A 23,640-nucleotide genomic window follows, 5' to 3' on the forward strand; every position below is an offset into this window, starting at 1 on the left:
CGACGGCCTCCGGACCGGCGCGGGCCCGTACGCCCCGCGGGGCGGGGCTCAGACCCCGAGGGAGCGCAGCAGCAGCGCGGTGCGCACCGCGGCGGCCGTGGCCTCGTAGCCCTTGTCCTCCTGGGAACCCTCGAGCCCGGCGCGGTCCAGGCCCTGCTGCTCGGTGTCGCACGTGAGCACGCCGAAGCCCACGGGCACGCCGGTGCGCACCGACACGTCCGTGAGGCCCTGGGTGGCCGCCGAGCACACGTAGTCGAAGTGCGGGGTGCCGCCGCGCACGACCACGCCGAGGGCCACCACGGCGTCGAGGCCCGGGGCGAGGCGGGCCGCGGCGACGGGCAGCTCGAAGCTGCCGGGCACGCGCACGACCGGCGCGTCCCGCACGCCGGCGTCGGCGAGGGCGCGGCGGGCGCCGTCGACCAGCCCGTCCATGATCTCCGTGTGCCAGCTGGAGGCGACGACGGCGACGCGCAGGCCGCTCGCGTCGTCGGTGCTGAGGTCGATGTCGGGGGCGCCGTGTCCGCTCATGGGGTGTGGTCTCCTGTGCCGTTGGTGGTGCCGTTGGTGGTGCTGTCGGTGGTGCTGTCGTACGTGCGGTCGGTCGTGCGATCGGTGGTGCGGTCGGTGGTGCGGTCGGTGGTGCGGTCGGCCCGGCCGCCGGGCTCCGCCGCGGGGCCGCGGTGGGCGGTGGGGTCGTCGACGTGGCGCAGGCGGTGCCGCATGCGGTCCCGCTTGGTCACGAGGTAGTCGTGGTTCTCCGGGCGGGCCGGCACCTCGTTGGGCACCATGGCGACCACCTCGATCCCCAGGTCGGCCAGGCGCTCGGCCTTGACGGGGTTGTTGCTCAGCAGCCGGATCCGGGTCAGCCCGAGCCGGTGCAGGATGGCCGCCGCGGCGGTGTAGTCCCGGGCGTCGGCGGGCAGGCCGAGCAGCTCGTTCGCCTCGACCGTGTCCGCCCCGCCGTCCTGGAGCTTGTAGGCGCGCAGCTTGTTCACCAGCCCGATCCCCCGGCCCTCGTGGTTGCGCAGGTAGATGAGGGTGCCGCCGTCGTCGGAGATCCGGCGCAGCGCCAGGTGCAGCTGGGGCCCGCAGTCGCACCGGTAGGAGCCGAAGACGTCCCCCGTGAGGCACTCGGAGTGCAGCCGCACGAGCGGGGGCCGGCCCACGGGCACGCGGTCCGAGGAGGGCGCGGTGAGGCTGAGGTGCTCGGCGACCGCGTCCCCGGGCCCGCCCGGCAGCTGCCAGCCGATGACCTCGAACCGGCCCTCGGGCGTGGGCACCACCACGGGCTCGGAGCTGACCAGGGGGGCGTCCGGCCTCATCGGCGGTCCTCCTGCAGCTGCGCCGCCAGGTCCTCGATGCTCACGAGCGGGATGCCGTGCCGGTCGGCGAAGGCGCGCAGGGCGGGCAGCCGCATCATCTCGCCCTCGTCGTGGACGAGCTCGGCGATCACGCCGACCGGCTCGAGCCCGGCGAGGGAGCACAGCTCGACGGCGGCCTCGGTGTGCCCGCGGCGCACGGCGACCCCGCCCTCGGCGGCCCGGAGGGGCAGCACGTGCCCGGGCCGGGTGATGTCCCCGGGCCCGGCCGCGGGGTCGGCCAGCACCCGGGCGGTGAGCGCGCGGTCGGCGGCGCTGATGCCGGTGCTCACCCCGAGGCGGGCGTCGCACGTGACGGTGTAGGCGGTGCCCTTCGAGTCCTCGTTGACGTCGACCATCGGGGGCAGCCGCATCGCCTCGGCCCGCGCCCCGGTCATGGGCACGCACACGACCCCGGAGCTGTGCCGGATGGTGAAGCCCATCAGCGCGGGCGTGGCGTGCTCGGCCGCGAAGACGATGTCGCCCTCGTTCTCCCGGTCGGCGTCGTCCACGACGACGACGGGCCGGCCCTGGGCCATGGCCTCGACGGCCGCCCCCACGGGGTCGAGCCGGATCTCCCCGGTCGCCCCGTCGCCCCCGCGGCCGGTCCCCTCGTGGGTGCTGCTGGTCCGCATCATGCTCCTTCTCCTGCCGTGGTCCGGGCCGTCTCCGGCGCCGGGGTGCTGTCGGTCCGGGCGAAGGCCAGCAGGCGCTGGGCGTACTTCGCGAGGACGTCGACCTCGAGGTTGACGGACGCGCCGACGGGGCGGCGTCCGAGGGTGGTCTCGGCGAGGGTGGCCGGGATGAGCCCGACCTCGAACCAGTGCTCCCCGGCACCGGGGGCGCTGACCGCCGTCACGGTGAGGGACACGCCGTCCACGGCGATCGACCCCTTCTCGGCGAGGAACGGGGCGAGCTCGGCGGGCACGGCGATCCGGACCCGCTCCCACTCCCCCAGGTCCTCGCGGACCGTGACGGTGCCCGTGCCGTCGACGTGGCCCTGGACCACGTGCCCGTCCAGCCGCCCGCCGGCGGGCACGCAGCGCTCCAGGTTCACGGTGTCCCCGGCGGCCAGCGCCCCGAGGTTGGTGCGCACGAGCGTCTCGCCGATGACGTCGGCCAGGAACTGCCCGGGGCCGATCTCCTCGGTGCGCGTGGCCGTGAGGCAGACCCCGTTGACGGCGAGGGAGCCGCCGTGCGGCAGGTCGGCCACGAGCGGGCCGGCGTCCACGAGGAGGCGGGCGCTCGTGCCGTCGGGGCGGGGGTCGACCGAGCGCACGGTGCCCTGGCCGGCGACGATTCCTGTGAACATGCGGTGCTACCTCTGTCTCTGTCTTGGTCTCTGACTCTGACTCTGTCTGTCTGTCTGTCTGTCTGTCGGTCTTCGGGGCCGTTGGTCCGCTCAGTCCGGCGGGACGGGCCGCAGGTGGATCCACAGGTCGGGGCCGAGCTGCTGCACGGGCCCGCCGCCGGCGGGGTCGAGCCGCCACCGGGAGGCGTCCGCGAGGGTGCCGATGCCCAGCTCCTCGAAGGCGGGCCGTCCCGCCCCGAGCACGAGGGGCGCCTGGTAGAGGCTGAGCTCGTCGACGAGCCCCGCGCGCAGGAAGCCGGCGGCGACGGTGGCCCCGCCCTCGATCAGCACGTGGCGCACGCCGGCGTCGTAGAGCTCGGCCAGGGCGGAGTGGGGGTCGTGGGTGGCGACGTGCCGGAACCGACCGTCGGTCCCGCGGATCGCGGCGTCCCGGGGCACGGGGCGCAGGCCCATGGCCACGCGCAGGGGTTGCCGCGGGACCACGCCGCCGTCGCCGGTGCGGGCGGTGAGCCGGGGGTCGTCGGCCAGGACCGTGCCGCTGCCCACGAGCACCGCGTCGGCGCGGGCGCGCAGGTCGTGCCCGTGCTCGCGGGCCGACGACGACGTGATCCACCGGCTGGTCCCGTCCGCGGCGGCGATCCGGGCGTCGAGGCTCTGGGCGACCTTCAGGGTCACGAACGGGCGCTGGGCGCGCACGGTCTCGCCCCAGCGGTCGTTGAGCCGCTCGGCCTCCTCGGCCAGCAGCCCCGAGCGGACCTCGAGGCCCGCGGCGTGCAGGGTGGCGGCTCCGCCGGCGGCGGCGGCGGTGCGGTCGGGGGCGCCGTAGACCACGCGGGGCACACCGGCCTCCACGATCGCCTCGGCGCACGGGCCGGTGCGGCCCCAGTGGTTGCACGGCTCGAGGGTGACGTACATGGTGGTGCCCCGGAGGTCGGTGCCGGCGGACCCGGCGCGATCCAGGACGTCGACCTCGGCGTGGACGGTGCCCGCCCCGCGGTGGTGGCCGACGTGCAGGATCCGCCCCTCGGCGTCGACGAGGACGGCTCCGACGAGGGGGTTGGCCCCGCGCGGGCCGCGCGCCGCCGCGTGCAGGGCGGTCCGCATGACCGAGCGCTCGGCGTCGTCGCCGGTCCGGTGCTGCGGGTCCATCACGTCGTCCTTTCCCGGGGCGGAACCGGGGCGCAGGACAACGGTGCCGCCGTCGGGACCCACGGGTCCGGACGGCGCCGTGGCGGGTGCCGTCGACGGCACGCCACGAGGGCCGTTGAACGTGTTGCCTTCCATCCAGACTGTGACTGTCGGTACCGGAGTTCCACCGGTTCGGCCGGGCGACCCGTCGGTGCGGGCGCTGGGCGCCCGCAGGGACGTGGTCGTCCGGTTCGCGGACTGTGACCGCCGGTTCGGACTTCCACCGACCCCGGAACACGTTGTTCGTGCCCCGATTATGTCACAGGGCGTGCCCGCGGCGGCCCGCGGCCGGCCGGCTCAGGACTGCGCGGAGCGGGCCGCCCCGCGCAGGGCCGTGATCGCGGCCCCGGGGTCCTCCGCGCCGTAGACGGCGGAGCCCGCCACGAACGTGTCGGCCCCGGCCTCCGCGGCCCGCACGATGGTTTCCTCGGTGATCCCGCCGTCCACCTGCAGCGCCACCCGTCCCCCGCCGGCCCGGATCGCCTCGGCGGCCCGGCGGATCTTCGGCAGCGTGACGTCGAGGAAGGCCTGGCCGCCGAAGCCGGGCTCCACCGTCATGACCAGGAGCATGTCCAGCTCGGGCAGCAGGTCGAGGTACGGCTCCACGGGGGTCGCGGGGCGCAGGGCCATCCCGGCGCGGGCGCCGTGGGCGCGCAGCTCGCGGGCCAGCTTCAGCGGGGCGCGCGCGGCCTCGGCGTGGAAGGTGACCGACTCGCAGCCGAGCTCGGCGTAGCCCGCGGCCCAGCGGTCCGCGTCCTCGATCATCAGGTGCACGTCCAGCGGGAGGGGGCTGACGGCGAGGATCCGTTCCACGAGGGGCATGCCCAGCGTCAGGTTCGGGACGAAGTGGTTGTCCATGACGTCCACGTGCACGGCGTCGGCGGCGGCGATCCGGCCCAGCTCGGTCTCGAGGTTGACGAAGTCGGCGGAGAGGATCGAGGGGTGGATGCAGGTGCGGGGCACGGGGACTCCTGGTGGTCGGGCGGTCGGGGGCTCAGCGCTTGCGCAGCAGGGCCAGGAACATGGCGTCCGTGCCGTGGACGTGCGGCCACAGCTGCACGGTCGCGGGGCCGGACTCCCCCGCCCACGGGCGGGACGGGTCGCGGTCCCCGTCGAGGCTGCCGGGCAGGGCCGCGGCCCGGACCGGCGCCAGGGCGTCGACCAGCTCGGCGTCCTCGCGGCGGGCCAGCACGTCCTGGACCACGGCGAGGGTCTCGGCCGCGTGCGGGGAGCAGGTCGCGTAGGCGACCAGGCCGCCGGGGCGGGCGACGTCCAGGGCGGCGTGCAGCAGCTCCCGCTGCAGCGGCCCGAGCTCGGCCAGGTCGCGGGGGGTGCGCCGCCAGCGGGACTCCGGGCGGCGGCGCAGCGCCCCGAGGCCGGTGCACGGGGCGTCGACGAGGACCCGGTCGAAGCCGGCCTCCTCGACGGGGCGGCCGCCGAGCAGCTCGTCGGCGGCGCGGCCGTCCCCCGTGCGCACCGTCCAGGCGCGCTCCGGGACCGGCCGCAGGGCCCGGCGCACGAGCTCGGCCCGGTGCGGGGCCACCTCGTTGGCCGTCAGGTGCACCCCCTGCCGGTCGGCGAGCGCCGCCAGCAGGGCCGCCTTTCCGCCCGGGCCGGCGCACAGGTCCAGCCAGCGCCCGCCCCCGGCGCCGCCGTCGGCGTCCTGGCCGGCGGTGAGCAGGGCGCGGGCGACGAGCTGGGACCCGGCGTCCTGGACGCGGACCCCGCCTTCCCGGACGGAGGCGAGCCGGTGCAGGTCGCCGCCGCTGCTCAGCGCCGAGCCCGGGACGAGCGTCCCCTGCTCCGCGCCGGCGACGAGGGCCTCGTCGAGGTCGCCGAGGCCGGGCAGGGCCACGAGGTTGACCACGGGGGCGGCGTTGTCCGCCTCGAGCAGCGCCTCGAGCTCGGCGGCGTCCCGCCCGTGGGCGGTGAGCGCCTGGCGCAGGGCCCGGACCACCCACGCCGGGTGGGCGTGGGCCAGGCCCAGGCGGGCGGTCTCGTCGGCGGCGTCGGCGGTCAGCTCCGCGATCCACGCGGGCAGGTCCCGGGCCGCGACCTTGCGCAGCACCGCGTTGACGAGCCCGCCGGGGCCCGCGCCGACGACGGCCCGGACGAGGCCCACCGTCTGGTCGAGGGCCGCGTGGTCGGGCACCCGCATCGCGAGCAGCTGGTGGGTGCCCAGGCGCAGGGCGTCCAGCACCGCGCCGTCGAGCTCGCCCAGGGGGCGGTCGACGCACCGGGCCAGCACGGCGTCCCAGGTGCCCTGCCAGCGCAGCGCCCCGTAGGCCAGCTCCGTGGCGAAGCCCGCGTCCCGCCGGTCCAGGCGGTGGGCCCGGACCAGCTTGGGGAGCACGAGGTTGCCGTAGGCGCCCTCCTCGGACACCGCGCGCAGGGTCTCGAACGCCGCCAGCCGGGCCGGATCGGCCCGCCGCGTGCGTCCCGCGGGCGCCGACGAGGAGAAGGCGCGGTCGGACTGCGCCCGCCGGTTGCGCTCGTGGCCCCTCGTGTTGCGCCGCGGGCCTCCTGGTCGCCGGTCGCGGTCGCCCCGCCGGTCGCCGCCCTGCCTGTCCTCGTGCCCGCTCACTGGAACACCACCTCGTCCTCCGTGCTGCGGCCCCGCGCCCAGGCGGTGGCCTCCATGGTCTTCTTCCCCGCCGGCTGCACCCGGGTGAGCTGGACGGCGTACGAACCCGTGCCCACGAGCACGGCGTCCCCGCGCAGGACGCACCGGCCCGGCGCGAGGTCTCGGACGTCGGGCCGGGGCAGCACGAGGTCGAGCTTGAGCCGGCGCTCCTCGAGCCGGGTCCACGCCCCGGGCTCGGGGGTCGCCCCGCGCACCCGGTGGGCCACGGCCACGGCGGGGTCCGACCAGCGGACCCGCCCGTCCTCGGCGGTGAGCTTCGGGGCGTGGGTCGCGTCGCCCTGCTGCGGGGCCGGGCGCGCGGAGCCGTCGACCACGGCGCGCAGGGAGTCCGCCAACAGCGGCGCCGCGGTGCGGGACAGGCGCTCCAGGACCGTCCCGGCCGTGTCGTCGGGACGGACCTCGTCGGTCATCGTGCCGAGGACGGGCCCGGTGTCCAGGCCGGCCTCCAGCAGGAAGGTGCTGGCCCCGACCACCGTGTCCCCGGCCATCAGGGCCCGCTGGACGGGGGCGGCACCGCGCCACTGCGGCAGCAGGGAGAAGTGCAGGTTGATCCAGCCGTGCGGCACGGCGTCCAGGGCCGCTTGCGGGACCAGGGCCCCGTAGGCGACGACGGCGGCGACGTCCGCGCCCAGTCCCCGGATCCGCTCGGTGAGCTCGGCGTCCACCCGGTTGGCTTTGAGCACGGGCAGGCCCCGCCGCCCGGCCTCTTCGGCCACGGGCGAGGGGGTGAGCACCTTCTTGCGACCCACGGGGGCGTCGGTGCGGGTGAGGACGGCCACGATCTCGACGTCGGGCCGCTCGGCCAGGTGGACCAGGGGCGGCACGGCGACGGACGGCGTGCCGGCGTAGAGGATCTTCACGGCTCTCCTGACGGGTGGGGACGGGGGCGGGATTCAGGCCGGGCCGGCGCCGAAGGAGCCGGCGCCGAAGGAGGTGCCGACGTGCGCGGCGCGCTGCCCGGCCACGCCGCGCACCACGCCGTCGTAGCCGGCGGCGCGGATGGCCCGCATCGCGTCCCGCTTCTCGGCGCCGGTCAGCCGGTCGACGTAGAGCCGCCCGTCCAGGTGGTCGGTCTCGTGCTGCAGGCAGCGCGCCAGCAGGCCGGTGCCCTCGACGGTCACGGGGGCGCCGTGCTGGTCCAGGCCGGTGACCCGGGCCCAGTTCCGGCGCGGGGTGTCGTAGGCCAGTCCCGGGACGGAGAGGCAGCCCTCGCCGCCCTCCTGGGGCTCCTCGCCCACCTCCAGGACCGGGTTGACCACGTGTCCCGCGCTGCCCTCGACCGCCCAGGTGAACAGCCGCACGCTGACGCCCACCTGGGGCGCGGCGAGGCCTACGCCGCCGACGTCCAGCATCGTCTCGTGCATGTCGGCGACGAGCCGGCGCAGGGCGTCGTCGAAGGCCGTGACCTCCTCCGCGCGGGTGCGCAGGACGGGATCACCGATGGTGCGGATGGGCAGGACGGACATGGCGGGACCTCGCTCTCGACCCGGCAAGTCTACGGGCCGCCCGCCACCCCGCGGGCACGCGGGGCGCTCCCGGCCTACGCCTGCTCGCGCAGCGGCGGCGGCGGCACGGGGCGCAGGGCGGGGCCGGCCGCGGCGAGGGCCGTCTCCTGGGTCCACAGCCGGTGCAGGGCGCAGAACTTGTACCAGTGCTGCTCGAGCACCGCCGGGACGGCCTGCACGGGCACGACCTCCGTCTCGCCGACCGCCACGCCCAGCAGCAGGTCCGCGCTGCCGTACGCCCACGGCTCCCAGGTGCCGGCGTCCGCGTCCACGAGGGACTCCTCCGCCTTGAGCCCGGCCACGAGCTGGGTCACGACCTTGGGGTCCAGGGACTTCACGCGCCCGTCCCGGTCCGTGCCCTTCGTCTTGTAGTCGATCAGGCACACCTTGCCCGCGATCCGGGCCACGAGGTCGAGGGTCCCCGCGTAGCCCACGGTGGAGTTCCACACCGTGACCTCCACGGCCAGCGGCTCGGGGGCGTAGAGGTCCCACCACTCGTCGAAGCGCGAGGCGAAGCGCTCCTCGCCGTGCTCGGCCAGCGCGGCCCGCGCCTCCGCGGCCCGGTGGGGCCGGCCGAGGGCCCGCAGGGCGATCTGCTCGGCGTAGGTGTGCACGCGGTCCCCGCGCGCGGCGGCCTCGTCGCGGTGCCGCTCGGCCGCCTTGGCCGCGTCGCGCACCACGGCGCGCAGCTGGGCCGGCGAGCCCAGGGCCGCGCGCAGCCGGTCGTCCCGCACGGCGGCCTGCGCGGCGGAGTAGCCGTACCACCCGTCCAGGTCCGTGGCGGCCCGGGAGAGGACCGTGGTGATGGAGGGGACGGTCGCCTGGTCCGCCACGGACCTCGCGTACATCCGCCCGTACTCGGTCTGTTCCGCCAGCCTGGGCTGTGTCACGCTGCTCGTCGCCTCTCCCTCGCCTCGCCCCGGGGCCCGGGGCGGTCCCGGTGCTCCGGGTCCTGCCCCGCAGGCTACCGACCGCCTCGGACACGGCGCCCGGCGGGCGGTGCCGTGTCCGGGCACGACGAAGGCCCCGGCTCGTGGAGCCGGGGCCTTCCAGGTGGTGCGCGATACTGGGATCGAACCAGTGACCTCTTCCGTGTCAGGGAAGCGCGCTACCGCTGCGCCAATCGCGCTCGACCGGCGGTTCCCGAGGGAGACCGTCAAGCGTGGTGGGTGTGCACCGAGGTGGAGACGGGATTCGAACCCGCGTAGACGGCTTTGCAGGCCGCTGCCTAACCACTCGGCCACCCCACCGGGACCTGGTCCTTGCGGACAGGGCCGTCGGTCACGACATCGTTCATGCCGATCACTGCGAGCGGACGACGGGAGTCGAACCCGCGACATCCACCATGGCAAGGTGGTGCTCTACCAGCTGAGCTACGTCCGCATGTCTTGCTTCGGCCGATCTCTCGATCTTCCGATCAGGAACTCTAGCACAACCGTTCCGGCGGTGTTCGCGCCGGTCCGGGGCGTGCAGGGGTCGACGGGATCGGTGTCCCGGGCGGCCTCGCAGCCGCTCCGCTCGCCGGAACCCGTCGGTGTTCCTGACAGGTGGAGACTTTACGGGACCCTTTTCCGAAACGCCAAATCCCCCGGGGAGCCGCGGCGCGGTGGGTGCCGGCGGACCGTGCCCGCCCCCGAATTGGCCCGCGGCCGGGATGTGGGTTATGGTTTTCGAGCAGTGAGCGCGATTGGCGCAGTGGTAGCGCGCTTCGTTCACACCGAAGAGGTCACTGGTTCGAACCCAGTATCGCGCACGAGCAGTGCACAGAGGGCCCCGGCTGGAATTCCAGCCGGGGCCCTCTGTCGTCGTCGGTGCGTCCAGACGACGCGCGGGCCCGGCGCCGGACCCGTCCCTCCGGGCGCCGCGGCGCCCGGAGGGGGTGCGGGCGCTCAGACCGCGGAGACGTCCCCGAGGATGCCCTCGCGGGCCAGCGCCGTGAGGCGGGAGACGGCGCGGAAGTACTTCTTCTGGTAGCCGCCGGCCATCATCTCGGCCGTGAAGACCTCGTCGAAGGGCCGGCCGGAGGCGATGATCGGCAGGTTCTTGTCGTAGAGCCGGTCCGCCAGCACCACGAAGCGCAGGGCGACGGCCTGTTGCTCGATGGTGTGCACGTCGCGCCAGACCACGGCGTCGATCCCCTCGAGGAGCTTGCGGTACCGGGAGGGGTGCACGCTCGCGAGGTGCTCCACGAGGTCGGCGAACCGGTCGGCGGCGACGACGCGGCCCGGGAAGTGCTCCTCCACGGCCCGGTCGAGCTCGCCGTCGGACAGCGGCGCCGGGGCCTGCGGCAGGCCCCGGTGGCGGAAGTCCTCGCCGTCGATGCGCAGCACCTCGAACTGGTCGGCCAGCACCTGGATCTCCCGCTGGAAGTCCTGCGCGGCGAAGCGGCCCTCGCCGAGCGATCCGGGCAGGGTGTTGGACGTCGCCGCGATCCGCACGCCGGAGTCGGCGAGCTCGCGCATCAGCCGGGACATGAGGACCGTGTCCCCGGGGTCGTCGAGCTCGAACTCGTCGATGCACACGAGGCTGTAGGCGCTCAGGGCGTCGACGGCCTTGCGGAAGGTCAGGGCCCCCACGAGGTTGGTGTACTCCACGAAGGTGCCGAACGCCTTGGGACCGGGGACCGCGTGCCACAGGGACGCGAGCAGGTGGGTCTTGCCCACCCCGAAGCCGCCGTCGAGGTAGATCCCCGTCCGGACCTCGTCCTTGCGGGGGCCTCCGCCGAAGAGCCTCGTGAAGAACCCGCCGCCGGAGCCGGTCGAGCGGTTGACGGACTCCGCGAACTTCCGCAGCTCCCGCACCGCCTCCGCCTGGGACGGCTGCTGCGGGTCGGGGCGGTAGGTGTCGAACGAGACCTCCCCGAAGCGCTCCGAGGGCCGGAACGCCGACAGCAGTTCGTCGGCCGACACCTGGGGGCGCCGCTCGGTGAGGTGTTCGATCTGGATGCTCACTTGGGAGACCTCTCTGTCCGCCGCGCCCGGCGGTTCGCTGGTTCGGCGCGCCGAGCGGCGCACGCGCGTGCTCCGGCGATTTTACCGGCTCCTCGTCGCCCGGGGCGCGCCCGCCGCGTCATCAGGGCGGCGGCACCGCCGCGCCGGGGCCGCGGCAGGGCCGGGCCGGGGCCCCGGCGGCTCCCCGGCGGGGGCGGTCCGCCGCCGGGACCACTACCCTGGAGGGGAAGCCGGTCCGCGAGGACCCGTTCCCCTGATCCCCACCCCGGAAGGAGTCCCCATGGGCGTTGCCGTGGAGAACAACGAAGAATTCGCGCAGTACGCGCACCCCGAACGACTCGTGTCCACCCAGTGGGTCGCCGAGCACCGGGACGACCCCGGGGTCGTCGTGGTCGAGTCGGACGAGGACGTCCTGCTCTACGAGACCGGCCACGTGCCCGGCGCCGTGAAGATCGACTGGCACACCGACCTGAACCGTCCCGACACCCGGGACTACGTCGACGCCGCGGAGTTCGCCGAGCTCATGGCGCGCAAGGGCATCTCCCGCGACACCACCATCGTGGTCTACGGGGACAAGTCCAACTGGTGGGCCGCCTACGCGCTGTGGGTGTTCGAGCTGTTCGGCCACCCGGACGTGCGGCTCATGAACGGCGGGCGGGACAAGTGGGTCGCCGAGGGCCGTGAGCTGTCCACGGAGAAGGTCGTGCCCGAGCGCGCCGACTACCCCGTGGTCGAGCGCGACGACGCCCCGATCCGCGCCTTCCAGGAGGACGTGCTGGCCCACCTGGGCGAGCAGCCGCTGATCGACGTCCGGTCCCTGCCGGAGTACACGGGCGAGCGCACGCACATGCCCGAGTACCCCCAGGAGGGCACGCTGCGCGGCGGGCACATCCCGACCGCGGCGTCCGTGCCGTGGGCGCGGGCCGCCGCCGAGGACGCCACGTTCCGCTCGCGCGAGGAGCTCGAGGCGATCTACCGCGACGAGGTCGGGCTCGCCCCCGACGACGACATCATCGCGTACTGCCGCATCGGCGAGCGCTCCAGCCACACGTGGTTCGTGCTCAAGCACCTGCTGGGCTACGACAGGGTCCGCAACTACGACGGCTCCTGGACCGAGTGGGGCAACTCCGTGCGCGTGCCGATCGTCCGCGGCGAGGAGCCCGGCGAGGTCCCGGGGTCGGCCCGATGAGCGGGGCCCTGCCCGCCCAGCTCGAGGAGCTCGTCGCGGACTTCACCGCCGTGCCGCAGGAGGACAAGCTCGAGCTGCTGCTCGACTTCTCCCGCTCCCTGCCGGCGCTGCCGGACCGCCTGGGGGAGCACCCGGAGGAGCTCGAGCAGGTGGTCGAGTGCCAGTCGCCGCTGTTCCTGACCGTCGAGTGGGAGGAGGGCGCCGTCCCCGGCCCCGGCGCCCCGGTGCGGCTGTTCTTCTCCGCCCCGGCGGAGGCCCCGACCACCCGCGGCTTCGCCTCGATCCTGCACGAGGGCCTCGACGGGCTCCCGGCCCAGCAGGTCCTGGACGTCCCCGACGACCTGCCGGAGCGCTTCGGGCTCACCCAGCTGGTCTCGCCCCTGCGGATGCGCGGGATGTCCGCGATGCTGGCCCGGATCAAGCGGCGCGTCCGCGAGCTCCAGGACGCCTGAGGCCCCGGGGGACCGGCATGGCCAAGGCGTCCCGGGGGGCGGGCCCCACCGCAGCCGTCGCGCTCCTGGCGCTCGAGCACGTGGCCTTCACCGTGCACGAGTACGTCCACGACCCGGCGGCGGCGTCCTACGGCCTGGAGGCCGCCGCCGCGCTGGGGCGCGACCCGGGCCAGGTGTTCAAGACGCTGCTGGTCGTGCACGAGCGGGACTGGGCGGTCGCCGTGCTGCCCGTCTCCGCGCGGCTGTCCCTGCGCGCGGCGGCGGCCGCCCTGGGCTGGAAGCGGGCCGCCCTGGCCGAGCCCCGGCTCGCGGAGCGGCGCACCGGGTACGTGGTGGGCGGCATCTCGCCCCTCGGGCAGAAGACGCCCTCCCCCACCCTGCTCGACGACTCCGCGGAGGCCTGGCCCACGGTCCTCGTCTCCGGCGGGCGGCGCGGGCTCGACGTCGAGCTGCCCCCGGCCGAGCTGCTACGGCTCACGGGCGGGTGCACCGCCGCGCTGCGCTCCTGACCCGCGCCGCGGTCCGGACCGGACCTCAGCTCCGCTGCGCGCGCACGGGCCCGAGGGTCCCGGCGTCCTGGGCCAGCCGGGCGGGCAGCCAGCGCCGCACGGCGTCCTCCCAGCGCTGCGGGTCCACGTTCCACTCCTTGGTGTGCCGGGCGCGGGCGAAGGGCACGAACTCCACGAGCCTGTTGAGCTCCGCGAGCCGGCGGGAGCTGGCGGCCGGGACGAACTCGTCGTCCACGGAGTGCAGCACCAGGGTGGGCGTGCGCAGGTGCTCGGACCGGGAGAGCCAGTCGAGGGCCTGGAGGTCCACCGGAGCGGCGAGACCGGTCAGCATCCGCCCCGCCGGGTGGGAGATCAGGTTCGTGGCCAGCCGGCCGATTCCCGAGGGGATCCGGCGGGAGCGGGAGTGGTGGGCGATCAGCTCGAACCAGTCGACCACCGGGCCGGTGAGCACGAGGGCCGCGATGTCGTCCCGGTAGAAGGACAGGTCCGCCGTCTGCAGCGAGATCGCCCCGCCCATGGACCAGCCGAAGAGCACGATCTGGGTGGCGCCGCGGGACTTCGCGTAGCTGATCGCCGTCTGCACGTCCTTCCACTCCGTGAAGCCCAGCCCGTATCGGAAGTCGTGCGTGGGCGGCGCCTCCCGGTCGTTGCGGTAGGAGATCAGCAGGGAGGTCAGCCCGAGCTCCCGCGCCACCGGCACGGCACGGACCGTCTCCATCCGGTTGGCGCCGCGCCCGTGCACCATGATCGCCCACGGACCCGGGAGCACCCGGGGCCGCTCGCCCTCCGGGGTCGGCCCGCCCTCCGCGGGGACCACCCAGCAGGGCGCGGGCCCGACCTCGATCGGGATCTCCACCTCCTCGAACGGCAGGCCCGCCGCCCCGGGGTCCGGGTAGACCGTCCCGGACCAGAAGCCGCGGGTCGCCCAGGAGAGGTCCCCGGAGTAGACCTCCTCGACCACCCGGGTCACGGTGCCCTCCCGGGGGGAGTAGGAGCGGATGGCGCCGATCCGGGCGTGACCGCGGCCCGCCTCGAAGCGCAGGCTGTAGGTCCCCGCCACGGTCGTGTCCACCGTGGCGGGCAGCCGCACGAGCGTCGTCGCGGACGGGTCGCCGTCCTCGCCGGTGCGGGTGACGCCGAGGATCTGCAGGTCCTCGGAGCGGTACTTCGGCGGGACCACCACCTGCCGCGCGAAGTAGGCGGCCGCCGCGCTGGAGAGCCCGAAGGACAGGGACGCCGCCCCCACCGTGACGGCCGCGCCCACCACGGCGCCGCGCGCCCACTGCGTCGCGGACTGGGGCTCGGGGGCGGCGGGGACCGGCAGGGGGCGACGGGGCATGCCCCCCAGTCTTCCATGCAGCCCGGGCATAACCGGGAGGGACGCGTCGTTGTGCTGGCCGGGCGGTCCGCGCCCCGCAGGCCCCGCGCCGCCCCGTGCGGACCGCCGGGTGGGCCCCGTGCGGGGACCGCCGCCCGGAGCACCGACCACATCCCGGAGGACCACACCATGAGCAAGACCACCAGGCACGGCGACCGCCCCGACGCCACCGGACGGACCGAGGAGGACTGGCGCTCGATCCTGTCCCCGGAGGAGTACCACGTGCTGCGCGAGGCGGGCACGGAGCGGCCCTTCACCGGCGAGTACTGGGAGACGAAGGCCGAGGGCGTCTACGAGTGCCGCGCGTGCGGGGCGGAGCTCTTCCGCTCCGACACCAAGTTCGACGCGCACTGCGGCTGGCCCTCCTTCTACGCGCCGCTGGCCGAGGACCGGGTCCGCTACATCAAGGACACCGCCCTGGGCATGGAGCGGGTGGAGGTCCGGTGCGCCGCCTGCGACTCGCACATGGGCCACGTCTTCGGCGGCGAGGGCTTCCCGACCCCCACGGACCTCCGGTACTGCATCAACTCCGTCTCCGTCCGCCTCGTGCCCGCCGGCTCCTGAGCGGACCCGCCCGGACGGGACCGGGGTGACCGGGACCACGCCGATCGCGCGCTCGCGGCGTGGCACGAGGGGCCGGGACGCCCCGACGGCCTACCCTTCCAGTGTGAGCGCGGTGAACGGCCTGACCGAGGTGTACCAGGACTTCCAGGACGCCCTCGAGCAGCTGCGCCGCACCGGCCACCGGGAGGGCGTCGAGCTCACGGCGATCCCGGCCCCGACGCACCTAGCGCCGTTCGCGGCCGCGGTGCGCGCCGAGGTGCGCCGACCCCCCGCACCGTCGCGCGCCCCGGCCCTCACGGCCGGTCCGGCGGCGGCGCAGGCCGCCGGCGCGGCCGCCGTCCCGGACCGGGCGCCCGGCGCCCCGGAGGACGAGCTCGCCACGGGACGCTTCGTGCTCCTGCACGACCCGTCCGAGCCGACGGCGTGGGGCGGACCGTTCCGCATCGTCACCTGGGCCCGCGCGGCCGCGAGCCGCGAGATCGGCTGCGACGACACGGCGGGCGCGAACGCGTGGACCTTGCTCCTCGAGGCCCTGGAACGCCACCGGGCCGGATATTCTCGGGAGGGCGGCACCGCGTCCCGGGTCCTCGCCGAGGGCTTCGGTCTGCTCGGCGACCAGGAGGAGGGGGCCGACGTCGAGCTGCGGGCCTCCTGGACGCCCGACGGCTCCGACGTGGCACCGCACCTGGCGGCCTGGGCCGACACGGTCTGCACCTTCGCGGGCCTGCCGCCGTACCCCCGGGGCGTGACCGTGCTGCACCCGCGCCGCTGACCACCGAACCGACCGCGCCCCGCCGGGGCCGACACAGAATCGAAGACGCTCCTTGACCAGCCCAGCCGACCGCCGATCCGCGCCCGACGAGCCCTCGACCCCCGTGGTCGCCGGATTCGAGGACTTCGAGATCCCCGACAGCGTCCACCTCGCGGCGCCGTTCGACGGGATCCCGCCCGTCATCGACACCGTGGCAGGACTGGAGCGGGCCGCCGCCGCCGTCGCCGCGGGCTCCGGCCCGGCGGCGATCGACACCGAGCGGGCGTCGGGCTTCCGCTACGGGCAGCGCGCCTTCCTCGTGCAGCTGCGGCGCGAGGGCGTGGGCACCGTGCTGATCGACCCGGAGGCCACCGGTTCGCTGGCCGTGCTGGGGGAGGCGCTCTCCGGCGTCGAGTGGGTGCTGCACGCCGCGACCCAGGACCTGCCCTCCCTGCGCGCCCTCGGCATGGAGCCGGACCGGCTCTTCGACACCGAGCTGGGCGGGCGCATCGCGGGGCTCCGGCGCGTGGGCCTGGCCGCGGAGACGGAGGAGCTGCTGGGCTACACGCTGGCCAAGGAGCACTCCGCGGTGGACTGGTCGAAGCGGCCCCTGCCGAGGGACTGGCTGAACTACGCCGCGCTCGACGTGGAGATGCTCATCCAGTTGCGCTGGGCCATGGAGGAGCTGCTGCGGGAGAAGGGCAAGCTGGACTGGGCGCTCCAGGAGTTCGAGGCCGTGCGCACCGCCGAGCCCGCTCCCCCGCGCCAGGACCCGTGGCGCCGGACGTCGGGGATCAACAAGGTGAAGGGCCGGCGCCAGCTCACCGCGCTGCGCGGGCTGTGGGAGGAGCGGGAGCGGCTCGCCCAGCACAAGGACGTCGCCCCCGGCCGGCTGCTGCCCGACGCCGCCCTGGTCGCCGCCGCGGCCGCCATGCCGCGCACCGTGCCGCAGCTCCTCGACACCCCCGGCTTCCACGGCCGGCTCGCGGCGCGGGAGGCGCCCCGATGGCTGCGGGCGATCGCCGAGGCCCGCACGGCCACGGAGCTCGTCCCCTTCACCGTGAAGTCCGACGCCCTGCCGCCCGTGAAGGCGTGGGAGGTCAAGCGCCCCGAGGCCGCAGCACGGCTGCGGGTCCTGAAGCCGCTCGTCGCCGAGCTCGCAGAGGCGCACGAGCTGCCCACCGAGAACCTGCTCACCCCCGAGCACCTGCGGCGCTTCTGCTGGCAGCCGCCGAAGAGCACCACCGACCAGGCGGTGGCGGACCGCCTGCGGGACCTCGGGGCGCGCCGGTGGCAGGTCGAGCTGACGGCCCCGGTCCTCGGCCCGGCCTGGCGGGAGCTGCGGGCCCGCAAGCGCGCGGCGCGCCAGGTGGAGCGCGACCAGCCGCCCGTCGGGGACGAGGACGAGCCCGCAGCGTGAGCCGCTCCCCCCGGGGACGGAGGAAGGGCCCCGGCCGTCGGCCGGGGCCCTTCCTCCTGTGCGGGCCGGGCTCCGCTCGCCCCGCGGCCCGCGTCCTGCGTCAACGGTGCTGCGGCAGCGGTGCTGCGGGCGGGCGCCGGCGGGTCAGTGCTGCGTGTCGCCGGGGGCCGGGTGCGGCTCGGCCGGGTCCAGGGGGTTCTCCGGGGTCACCGGCTTCGCGTCCTGCAGGTCGGCGTAGCCGGTGGTCGACGTCCCGGTGGTCGAAGCCCCGGTGGCGGCGGCACCGCTGGAGGATTCCGTGCCGGCCGAGGACCCGGAGACCTTCTCCTTGACGGACGAGGAGGCGTCGGCGGCCTTGGTGCCCACCGTGTCGGCGGCCTTCTTGGCGCTGTCGGCCAGCTTCCCGCCGACCACGGGCACCTCGGACTTCACCCAGTCGGTGCCCTCGGAGACCTTCTCCTGGACCTTGGGGTCGTGCCACGTCTTCACGGCGTTCTGCTTGAGGGCCTCGTAGCTCTTGCGGCCCGAGGCCGAGCCGACCACGAAGCCGACCCCGAATCCGGTGACGAAGATGAGTCGCTTGATCATGGTGCTGTCCTTCCGTCCGTCCCGGCGCGGCGGCCGGGCCCGAGGACGAGCCGGTCGTGCACGGCCCGTCCCGCTGACTGATGTCTTCATCATCCTACTGATGAACCGGCGCGGCGGACACCGGCCCTGTGCGGCTCCGCTCACAGCGATCACCGCACGGGGCGCCCTCGGGCAGGCAGCGCCCTGGGGTGGGGCCCGGCGCCTAGACTGACGGCGGACCCGCACCCCGCCGTCGAGAGGACCCCGATGCCCGAGCGCCCGACCACCCCGTCCGCCCCGTCCCGGCGCACGGTCCTCGGCCTGGCCGGGGCCGGCTCGACCGCGGCACTTACCGCGTGCGCCGGCGACGCCCCGCCGTCGACGGGCGGCGGCCCCGCCCCCGCGGGCTCCGGCCCCGTGGACGCGGGCGCCGTCGAGGACCTGCCGGTGGGCTCGGCGGTGAAGTTCGACCGGGACGGCGTACAGGCCGTCGTGAGCCGCCCGGACCCGGACACGGTCGTCGCGTTCTCCCCCGTGTGCCCGCACCAGGGGTGCATGGTGGCCCCGCAGGAGGAGCTCTACGTCTGCCCGTGCCACTCCTCGCAGTTCGACCTCACGACCGGTGAGGTCCTGGCCGGACCCGCCGAGTCCGGGCTGGAGCCGTACCCCGCGAGCGTGGCGGACGGGCGGATCCTGCTCGGCTGAGCGGGGCTCAGCCCCGGTGCGACCGCGGCAGCGACGCCCCGCGGGCGTCCTCGGCCGTGTCGGGCACGGCTCCCTGGCCGCCGGCCGCGCCCTGCACCGGGCGCGCGTAGGGCACACGGGTGCCGAGCACGGAGGCCAGCGTGTCCTGGGCGACGCGCTGGGCGGTCAGCCCGACCCGCGCGAGGACCTGGGAGCGGGAGCCGTGCAGGAGGAACTCCGTGGGCAGCCCCACCTCGTTGAGGGCGGTGTCGACGCCCGCCGCCCGCATCTCCTGGCGGATCCGGGAGCCGATCCCGCCGGCGCGCACGCCGTCCTCGACGACCACCACGATCCGGTGCTGGGCGGCGAGCTCGATGACCGAGGCCGGCACGGGCAGCACCCAGCGGGGGTCGACCACGGTGGAGGTGACGCCGTGGGCCTCGAGCCGGTCGGCCACGTCCAGCGCCAGAGCGCTCATGGCGCCGACGGACACGAGCAGGACGTCCCGGCGGGCGCCCTCGGTCCCGCTCTCGCCGCCGCGGCGCGCGAGCACGTCCACCCCGTCCGCCAGCCGCTCGACTGCCGGGACGGGGGCGCCCACGGCGCCCTTGGGGTACCGGATGACGGTGGGGGCGTCGTCGACGGCCACCGCCTCGCGCAGCTCCTCGGTCAGGGTGGGCTCGTCGCGCGGTGCGGCCAGGTGGAGCCCGGGCACGATCTGGAGCAGCGCGAGGTCCCACATGCCGTGGTGGCTGGGGCCGTCCGGGCCGGTGACCCCGGCCCGGTCGAGGACGACCGTGACGCCGGCCCGGTGCAGTGCCACGTCCATGAGGAGCTGGTCGAAGCCGCGGTTGAGGAACGTCGCGTAGAGGGCGACCACGGGGTGGAGGCCGCCGTAGGCCATGCCGGCGGCCATGGCGATGGCGTGCTGCTCGGCGATGCCCACGTCCACGACCCGGTCGGGGTGGGCGGCCTGCATCTTCTGCAGCCCCACGGGGATGAGCATGGCGCCGGTGATGCCGACGACGTCCTCGCGCTCGTCGGCGATCCGGGCGATCTCGTCGCGGAACACGGCCGTCCAGCTGCGCTCGGAGCTCGTGGCCGTGGAGCGGCCGGTGACGGGGTCGATGACGCCCACGGCGTGGAACTGGTCGTCCACGTTCGCGGTGGCGGGCCCGTAGCCGTGGCCCTTCTCGGTGATCGCGTGCACGATGACCGGCCCGCCGTAGTTCTTGGCGTTGCCCAGGGCCTGCTCGACGGCCTCGAGGTCGTGCCCGTCGACGGGGCCGACGTACTTCATGCCGAGGTCCTCGAAGATGCCCTGGGGCACCACGACGTCCTTGATGCCCTGCTTCATCCCGTGCAGACCGCGGTAGAACATCTCCCCGACCGGGCCGGAGTGCTTCAGCAGGTCCTTCACGGTCTCGAGGGTCTGCTCGTAGCGGCGGTCGGTGCGCACGGCGTCCACGCCCTGCTGCACGCTGGCCTGGAGCTCCGCGAGGTGGTTGGCGAAGCCGCCGACGGTCGGGGCGTAGGAGCGGCCGTTGTCGTTGACCACGATGACGACCTTGCGGTCGCGGTCGGAGGCGATGTTGTTGACGGCCTCCCAGGCCATCCCGCCGGTGAGCGCCCCGTCCCCCACCAGCACCACCGTGTGCCGGTCGTGCTGACCGGTCATCGCGTAGCCGCGCGAGATGCCGTCGGCCCAGGACAGGGAGGAGGACGCGTGCGAGGACTCGACGATGTCGTGCTCCGACTCGCGCCGGTCCGGGTAGCCGGCGAGACCGCCCTCCTGGCGCAGGGTCTCGAAGTTCTTGCGGCCGGTGAGCAGCTTGTGCACGTAGGACTGGTGCCCGGTGTCGAAGACGACGGAGTCCTTGGGCGAGTCGAAGACCCGGTGCACCGCGAGGGTCAGCTCGACGACGCCCAGGTTGGGTCCCAGGTGGCCGCCCGTCGCGGAGACGTGGGTGACGAGGAACTCGCGGATCTCCTCGGCCAGCCGGCCCAGCTCCGCGCGGCTCAGTCCCGCGAGGTCCTCGGGCCCGGACACCCGCTCCAGCACGCTCATGGTTTCTCCCGCAGTCCTCGGCGTCGTGGTCGCTCGCGCCGTCGGTCCCGGGGGGCCGGGGCGGCGCGCTCCCCCGATCCTACTCGTTCGCCCCGACAGGGCCGACGACGCGCAGGGGCCCGGTCCGTTCCCGGACCGGGCCCCTGCGCGCTGCGAACGCCCTGGGATCAGGACTTCGCGATGTTCCTGAGCACGTACTGCAGGATGCCGCCGTTGCGGTAGTAGTCCGCCTCGCCCGGCGTGTCGATGCGCAGGACCGCGTCGAACTCGACGGTGGAGCCGTCCTCCTTCGTGGCGGTGACCTTGAGCGTCTTCGGGGTGGTGCCCTCGTTGAGCCCGGTCACGCCCTGGATGTCGAAGGTCTCCGTGCCCTCCAGGCCGAGGGAGTCCGCGGACTCCCCGGCCGGGTACTGCAGCGGGAGCACGCCCATGCCGATGAGGTTCGAGCGGTGGATGCGCTCGTAGCTCTCGGCGATGACGGCCTTGACGCCCAGCAGGGAGGTGCCCTTCGCGGCCCAGTCGCGGGAGGACCCGGAGCCGTACTCCTTGCCGCCCAGCACGACCAGCGGGACGCCGGCCTCCTGGTAGTTGATCGAGGCGTCGTAGACGGCCGCCTGCGGGCCGCCCTCCTGCGTGAAGTCGCGGGTGTAGCCGCCCTCCACGCCGTCCAGGAGCTGATTCTTGATCCGGATGTTGGCGAAGGTGCCGCGGATCATGACCTCGTGGTTGCCGCGGCGGGAGCCGTACGAGTTGAAGTCCTTGCGCTGGACCCCGTTCTCGATGAGGTACTTGCCGGCCGGGGTGTCGGACTTGAACGAGCCCGCCGGGGAGATGTGGTCGGTCGTGACCGAGTCGCCCAGCTTCAGCAGCACGCGGGCGCCCGTGATGTCCTCGACCGGGGTCGTCTCCATCGTCATGCCCTCGAAGTACGGGGGCTTGCGGACGTAGGTGGACTCGGGGTTCCACTCGAACGTCTTTCCGGTGGGGGTGTCCAGGTTCTGCCAGCGCTCGTCGCCGTCGAAGATGGTGCCGTACTCGCGGGTGAACATCTCCGTGTCGATGGACGCGTCGATGATCTTCTGCACCTCCGCCGGGTCCGGCCAGATGTCCTTGAGGTACACCTCGTTGCCGTCGGCGTCCTGGCCCAGGGACTCGCTCTCGAAGTCGAAGTCCATGTTGCCAGCCAGGGCGTAGGCGATGACCAGCGGCGGGGACGCCAGGTAGTTCATCTTCACGTCCGGGTTGATCCGGCCCTCGAAGTTGCGGTTGCCCGAGAGCACCGAGGTCACGGCCAGGTCGTTGTCCTGGATGGCCTGGGAGATCTCGTCCTCGAGGGGACCGGAGTTGCCGATGCAGGTGGTGCAGCCGTAGCCCACGATGAAGAAGCCGAGCTCCTCGAGCGCCGGCACCAGACCGGACTTCTCGTAGTAGTCGGTGACGACCTTCGAGCCCGGGGCGATCGAGGTCTTGACCCAGGGCTTGGCCTTGAGCCCCTTCTCGACGGCGTTGCGCGCCAGCACCGCGGCGGCCATCATGACCGACGGGTTCGAGGTGTTGGTGCACGAGGTGATCGACGCGATGGACACCGCGCCGTGGTCGAGCTCGAACTCGCGGCCGTCGGGCATGGTCACGGGGACCTGCTTGGTCGGGCGGCCGTCCTCGGCGAAGGCGTGGTGCTCGCGCGGGCGGTCCGCCTCCGACTGGTGGTCGTCCGCGGTGTAGCCGGGGGCGTCCGAGGCCGGGAAGGACTGCGCCGCGACGTCGTCCACGGTGTCGCCGGAGGCGTTGTCGTCGACGTGCGTGGCGTAGTTCTTGATGTCCTCGTGGAACTGCGCCTTCGCGTCGGTGAGCGAGATGCGGTCCTGCGGCCGCTTCGGCCCGGAGATCGAGGGGACCACGGTGGAGAGGTCCAGCTCGAGGTACTCCGAGAAGGTGATCTCCTCGGACGGGTCGTGCCACATGCCCTGTTCCTTGACGTACGCCTCGACGAGGTCGATCTGCTCGTCGGAGCGGCCGGTCAGGCGCAGGTACTCGAGGGTGACGTCGTCGATCGGGAAGATCGCGGCGGTGGAGCCGAACTCGGGGCTCATGTTGCCGATGGTGGCGCGGTTGGCCAGGGGCACGGCGCCGACGCCCTCGCCGTAGAACTCGACGAACTTGCCGACCACGCCGTGCTCGCGGAGCATCTCCGTGATGGTCAGCACCACGTCGGTGGCGGTGGCCCCGGACGGGATCTGGCCGGTCAGCTTGAAGCCGACCACGCGCGGGATGAGCATGGAGATGGGCTGGCCGAGCATCGCGGCCTCGGCCTCGATGCCGCCCACGCCCCAGCCGAGCACGCCCAGGCCGTTCTCCATGGTGGTGTGCGAGTCGGTGCCCACGCAGGTGTCCGGGTAGGCGCGCAGCACGCCGTCGACCTCGCGGGTCATCACGACGCGCGCCAGGTTCTCGATGTTGACCTGGTGGACGATGCCCATGCCCGGGGGGACGACCTTGAAGTCGTCGAACGCCGTCTGGCCCCAGCGCAGGAACTGGTAGCGCTCCCCGTTGCGCTGGTACTCGATGTCCATGTTGATCCCGATCGAGTCCGAGGTCCCGAAGGAGTCGATCTGCACGGAGTGGTCGATCACGAGCTCGGCCGGGGCGAGCGGGTTCACGCGGGCGGGGTCGCCGCCGAGGTCCGCGATGGCCTCGCGCATCGTCGCGAGGTCCACGATGCAGGGCACGCCCGTGAAGTCCTGCATGATCACGCGACCCGGGGTGAACTGGATCTCGATGCTGGGCTCGGCCGTGGGGTCCCAGTTGGCCAGGGCCTCGATGTGCTCGGAGGTGATGTTGGCGCCGTCCTCGGTGCGCAACAGGTTCTCGAGCAGAACCTTCAGGCTGTACGGGAGCTTCTGCGCACCCTCCAGCGTGTTCAGTCGGAAAATCTCGTATTCGGTGCCTTTGACGTCGAGTACGCCCTTGGCCCCGAAGCTGTCCACTGTGCTCATATGCGTGGAACTCCTCTCGCCACCGTCTTGGAAACGCCCGCGGGAGGACACCGGCGAAGGGCCGGAGGTTCTCCCGTGAACAGTCATCCGCCAGTGTAGCCCGTGTG

At 74.4% G+C, this 23,640-nt stretch carries 22 protein-coding genes, 4 tRNA genes and 1 riboswitch; of the genes, 8 read left to right on the forward strand and 18 right to left on the reverse strand.

Annotation, left to right across the window (positions count from 1 at the left end; all coding sequences use genetic code 11):
* Positions 1 to 48: 48 nt before the first annotated feature.
* The 13 genes from ribH to RF644_RS09400 all read right to left on the reverse strand — a co-directional run bounded on the left by ribH (position 49) and on the right by RF644_RS09400 (position 9,390).
* Positions 49 to 528 (reverse strand): 6,7-dimethyl-8-ribityllumazine synthase, encoded by a 480-nt coding sequence (ribH, locus tag RF644_RS09340; protein ID WP_017833947.1) that lies wholly within the window; start codon positions 526 to 528, stop codon positions 49 to 51.
* Positions 525 to 1,322 carry a GTP cyclohydrolase II gene (locus RF644_RS09345; protein ID WP_368796317.1) on the reverse strand — a complete coding sequence of 266 codons (798 nt, stop codon included), beginning with the start codon at positions 1,320 to 1,322 and terminating at the stop codon, positions 525 to 527. The genes ribH and RF644_RS09345 overlap by 4 nt, the downstream gene beginning before the upstream one ends.
* Positions 1,319 to 1,993 (reverse strand): 3,4-dihydroxy-2-butanone-4-phosphate synthase, encoded by a 675-nt coding sequence (gene ribB, locus RF644_RS09350; protein WP_368796403.1) that lies wholly within the window; start codon positions 1,991 to 1,993, stop codon positions 1,319 to 1,321. Before ribB ends, RF644_RS09345 begins: the two co-directional genes overlap by 4 nt.
* Positions 1,993 to 2,670, reverse strand: coding sequence for a riboflavin synthase (locus tag RF644_RS09355; protein WP_368796318.1), 678 nt, complete (start codon positions 2,668 to 2,670; stop codon positions 1,993 to 1,995). Before RF644_RS09355 ends, ribB begins: the two co-directional genes overlap by 1 nt.
* Before the next feature lie 90 nt (positions 2,671 to 2,760).
* Positions 2,761 to 3,819 carry a bifunctional diaminohydroxyphosphoribosylaminopyrimidine deaminase/5-amino-6-(5-phosphoribosylamino)uracil reductase RibD gene (ribD, locus tag RF644_RS09360; RefSeq protein WP_368796319.1) on the reverse strand — a complete coding sequence of 353 codons (1,059 nt, stop codon included), beginning with the start codon at positions 3,817 to 3,819 and terminating at the stop codon, positions 2,761 to 2,763.
* A gap of 117 nt (positions 3,820 to 3,936) precedes the next feature.
* A riboswitch (FMN riboswitch) is annotated at positions 3,937 to 4,100 on the reverse strand.
* A 55-nt stretch (positions 4,101 to 4,155) separates the two neighbouring features.
* The gene (rpe, locus tag RF644_RS09365; RefSeq protein WP_017833942.1) at positions 4,156 to 4,821 is read right to left on the reverse strand and encodes a ribulose-phosphate 3-epimerase; all 666 of its coding nucleotides are present in this window, start codon (positions 4,819 to 4,821) and stop codon (positions 4,156 to 4,158) included.
* A gap of 31 nt (positions 4,822 to 4,852) precedes the next feature.
* Positions 4,853 to 6,442, reverse strand: a complete 1,590-nt coding sequence (locus RF644_RS09370; protein WP_368796320.1) for an RsmB/NOP family class I SAM-dependent RNA methyltransferase — start codon at positions 6,440 to 6,442, stop codon at positions 4,853 to 4,855.
* Positions 6,439 to 7,362 (reverse strand): methionyl-tRNA formyltransferase, encoded by a 924-nt coding sequence (gene fmt / locus RF644_RS09375; protein ID WP_368796321.1) that lies wholly within the window; start codon positions 7,360 to 7,362, stop codon positions 6,439 to 6,441. The genes RF644_RS09370 and fmt overlap by 4 nt, the downstream gene beginning before the upstream one ends.
* A 33-nt stretch (positions 7,363 to 7,395) precedes the next feature.
* Positions 7,396 to 7,968: a peptide deformylase gene (gene def / locus RF644_RS09380; RefSeq protein WP_017833939.1), complete on the reverse strand. Its 573-nt coding sequence runs from the start codon at positions 7,966 to 7,968 to the stop codon at positions 7,396 to 7,398.
* A 74-nt stretch (positions 7,969 to 8,042) separates the two neighbouring features.
* Entirely contained in the window at positions 8,043 to 8,897 is an 855-nt protein-coding gene (locus RF644_RS09385) for a hypothetical protein (protein ID WP_031283248.1), read from the reverse strand.
* A 164-nt stretch (positions 8,898 to 9,061) separates the two neighbouring features.
* Positions 9,062 to 9,136 (reverse strand) — tRNA-Val (locus tag RF644_RS09390).
* 50 nt (positions 9,137 to 9,186) lie between these two features.
* Positions 9,187 to 9,257: transfer RNA gene (locus tag RF644_RS09395), tRNA-Cys, on the reverse strand.
* Positions 9,258 to 9,317: 60 nt separating this feature from the next.
* Positions 9,318 to 9,390, reverse strand: a tRNA-Gly gene (locus RF644_RS09400).
* A 298-nt stretch (positions 9,391 to 9,688) separates the two neighbouring features.
* Here RF644_RS09400 and RF644_RS09405 point away from each other — a divergent pair.
* Positions 9,689 to 9,760 (forward strand) — tRNA-Val (locus RF644_RS09405).
* A gap of 136 nt (positions 9,761 to 9,896) precedes the next feature.
* On the opposite strand, the gene zapE is transcribed toward RF644_RS09405, so the two are convergent.
* On the reverse strand, positions 9,897 to 10,958 hold the full coding sequence (zapE, locus tag RF644_RS09410) for a cell division protein ZapE (RefSeq protein WP_115162584.1): 1,062 nt from the start codon (positions 10,956 to 10,958) through the stop codon (positions 9,897 to 9,899).
* Positions 10,959 to 11,238: 280 nt separating this feature from the next.
* Here zapE and RF644_RS09415 point away from each other — a divergent pair, with 280 nt between their 5' ends.
* The 3 genes from RF644_RS09415 to RF644_RS09425 are packed head-to-tail and all read left to right on the forward strand — an operon-like array spanning position 11,239 to position 13,108.
* Positions 11,239 to 12,147: a sulfurtransferase gene (locus RF644_RS09415; protein WP_368796322.1), complete on the forward strand. Its 909-nt coding sequence runs from the start codon at positions 11,239 to 11,241 to the stop codon at positions 12,145 to 12,147.
* Positions 12,144 to 12,599, forward strand: a complete 456-nt coding sequence (locus RF644_RS09420) for a SufE family protein (protein ID WP_035924019.1) — start codon at positions 12,144 to 12,146, stop codon at positions 12,597 to 12,599. Before RF644_RS09415 ends, RF644_RS09420 begins: the two co-directional genes overlap by 4 nt.
* A gap of 17 nt (positions 12,600 to 12,616) precedes the next feature.
* Entirely contained in the window at positions 12,617 to 13,108 is a 492-nt protein-coding gene (locus tag RF644_RS09425) for an aminoacyl-tRNA deacylase (RefSeq protein WP_368796323.1), read from the forward strand.
* Positions 13,109 to 13,133: 25 nt separating this feature from the next.
* On the opposite strand, the gene RF644_RS09430 is transcribed toward RF644_RS09425, so the two are convergent.
* Positions 13,134 to 14,447 (reverse strand): alpha/beta hydrolase family protein, encoded by a 1,314-nt coding sequence (locus RF644_RS09430; RefSeq protein ID WP_368796324.1) that lies wholly within the window; start codon positions 14,445 to 14,447, stop codon positions 13,134 to 13,136.
* Positions 14,448 to 14,615: 168 nt separating this feature from the next.
* Between RF644_RS09430 and msrB the strand changes: the two genes are divergently transcribed.
* The 3 genes from msrB (at position 14,616) to RF644_RS09445 (ending at position 17,221) form a co-directional block, all read left to right on the forward strand.
* Complete coding sequence (gene msrB, locus RF644_RS09435; protein ID WP_368796325.1) at positions 14,616 to 15,050, forward strand: peptide-methionine (R)-S-oxide reductase MsrB; 435 nt, start codon at positions 14,616 to 14,618, stop codon at positions 15,048 to 15,050.
* Positions 15,051 to 15,162: 112 nt separating this feature from the next.
* A complete protein-coding gene (locus tag RF644_RS09440) occupies positions 15,163 to 15,822 on the forward strand; it encodes a DUF3000 family protein (RefSeq protein ID WP_368796326.1) in 660 nt (219 codons plus the stop codon).
* Between the two features lie 103 nt (positions 15,823 to 15,925).
* The gene (locus RF644_RS09445; protein WP_035924024.1) at positions 15,926 to 17,221 is read left to right on the forward strand and encodes an HRDC domain-containing protein; all 1,296 of its coding nucleotides are present in this window, start codon (positions 15,926 to 15,928) and stop codon (positions 17,219 to 17,221) included.
* Positions 17,222 to 17,365: 144 nt separating this feature from the next.
* Here the strand turns inward: RF644_RS09445 and RF644_RS09450 are convergent, their stop codons facing one another.
* Positions 17,366 to 17,809 (reverse strand): hypothetical protein, encoded by a 444-nt coding sequence (locus RF644_RS09450; protein ID WP_368796327.1) that lies wholly within the window; start codon positions 17,807 to 17,809, stop codon positions 17,366 to 17,368.
* Between the two features lie 246 nt (positions 17,810 to 18,055).
* On the opposite strand from RF644_RS09450, the gene RF644_RS09455 reads away from it, so the two are divergent.
* Positions 18,056 to 18,493, forward strand: coding sequence for a Rieske (2Fe-2S) protein (locus RF644_RS09455; RefSeq protein ID WP_035924026.1), 438 nt, complete (start codon positions 18,056 to 18,058; stop codon positions 18,491 to 18,493).
* A 7-nt stretch (positions 18,494 to 18,500) separates the two neighbouring features.
* On the opposite strand, the gene dxs is transcribed toward RF644_RS09455, so the two are convergent.
* Both dxs and RF644_RS09465 read right to left on the reverse strand, forming a co-directional pair.
* Entirely contained in the window at positions 18,501 to 20,540 is a 2,040-nt protein-coding gene (gene dxs, locus RF644_RS09460) for a 1-deoxy-D-xylulose-5-phosphate synthase (RefSeq protein WP_109243812.1), read from the reverse strand.
* A 167-nt stretch (positions 20,541 to 20,707) separates the two neighbouring features.
* Complete coding sequence (locus RF644_RS09465; protein WP_368796328.1) at positions 20,708 to 23,533, reverse strand: aconitate hydratase; 2,826 nt, start codon at positions 23,531 to 23,533, stop codon at positions 20,708 to 20,710.
* Positions 23,534 to 23,640 lie beyond the last annotated feature (107 nt).

Origin of the sequence: Kocuria sp. CPCC 205258 (assembly GCF_040981005.1) — a bacterium.
GTDB lineage: Bacteria > Actinomycetota > Actinomycetes > Actinomycetales > Micrococcaceae > Kocuria > Kocuria rosea.

Excerpts from the sequence above, each read along its gene's own strand:
- RF644_RS09355 (WP_368796318.1), bottom strand. The coding sequence starts at position 2,670 with ATGTTCACAGGAATCGTCGCCGGCCAGGGCACCGTGCGCTCGGTCGAC.
- RF644_RS09450 (WP_368796327.1), bottom strand. The coding sequence starts at position 17,809 with ATGATCAAGCGACTCATCTTCGTCACCGGATTCGGGGTCGGCTTCGTG.
- def (WP_017833939.1), bottom strand. The coding sequence starts at position 7,968 with ATGTCCGTCCTGCCCATCCGCACCATCGGTGATCCCGTCCTGCGCACC.
- RF644_RS09430 (WP_368796324.1), bottom strand. The coding sequence starts at position 14,447 with ATGCCCCGTCGCCCCCTGCCGGTCCCCGCCGCCCCCGAGCCCCAGTCC.
- ribB (WP_368796403.1), bottom strand. The coding sequence starts at position 1,993 with ATGCGGACCAGCAGCACCCACGAGGGGACCGGCCGCGGGGGCGACGGG.
- RF644_RS09415 (WP_368796322.1), top strand. The coding sequence starts at position 11,239 with ATGGGCGTTGCCGTGGAGAACAACGAAGAATTCGCGCAGTACGCGCAC.
- RF644_RS09345 (WP_368796317.1), bottom strand. The coding sequence starts at position 1,322 with ATGAGGCCGGACGCCCCCCTGGTCAGCTCCGAGCCCGTGGTGGTGCCC.
- msrB (WP_368796325.1), top strand. The coding sequence starts at position 14,616 with ATGAGCAAGACCACCAGGCACGGCGACCGCCCCGACGCCACCGGACGG.
- RF644_RS09455 (WP_035924026.1), top strand. The coding sequence starts at position 18,056 with ATGCCCGAGCGCCCGACCACCCCGTCCGCCCCGTCCCGGCGCACGGTC.
- ribD (WP_368796319.1), bottom strand. The coding sequence starts at position 3,819 with ATGGACCCGCAGCACCGGACCGGCGACGACGCCGAGCGCTCGGTCATG.
- dxs (WP_109243812.1), bottom strand. The coding sequence starts at position 20,540 with ATGAGCGTGCTGGAGCGGGTGTCCGGGCCCGAGGACCTCGCGGGACTG.
- ribH (WP_017833947.1), bottom strand. The coding sequence starts at position 528 with ATGAGCGGACACGGCGCCCCCGACATCGACCTCAGCACCGACGACGCG.
- RF644_RS09425 (WP_368796323.1), top strand. The coding sequence starts at position 12,617 with ATGGCCAAGGCGTCCCGGGGGGCGGGCCCCACCGCAGCCGTCGCGCTC.
- RF644_RS09420 (WP_035924019.1), top strand. The coding sequence starts at position 12,144 with ATGAGCGGGGCCCTGCCCGCCCAGCTCGAGGAGCTCGTCGCGGACTTC.
- RF644_RS09465 (WP_368796328.1), bottom strand. The coding sequence starts at position 23,533 with ATGAGCACAGTGGACAGCTTCGGGGCCAAGGGCGTACTCGACGTCAAA.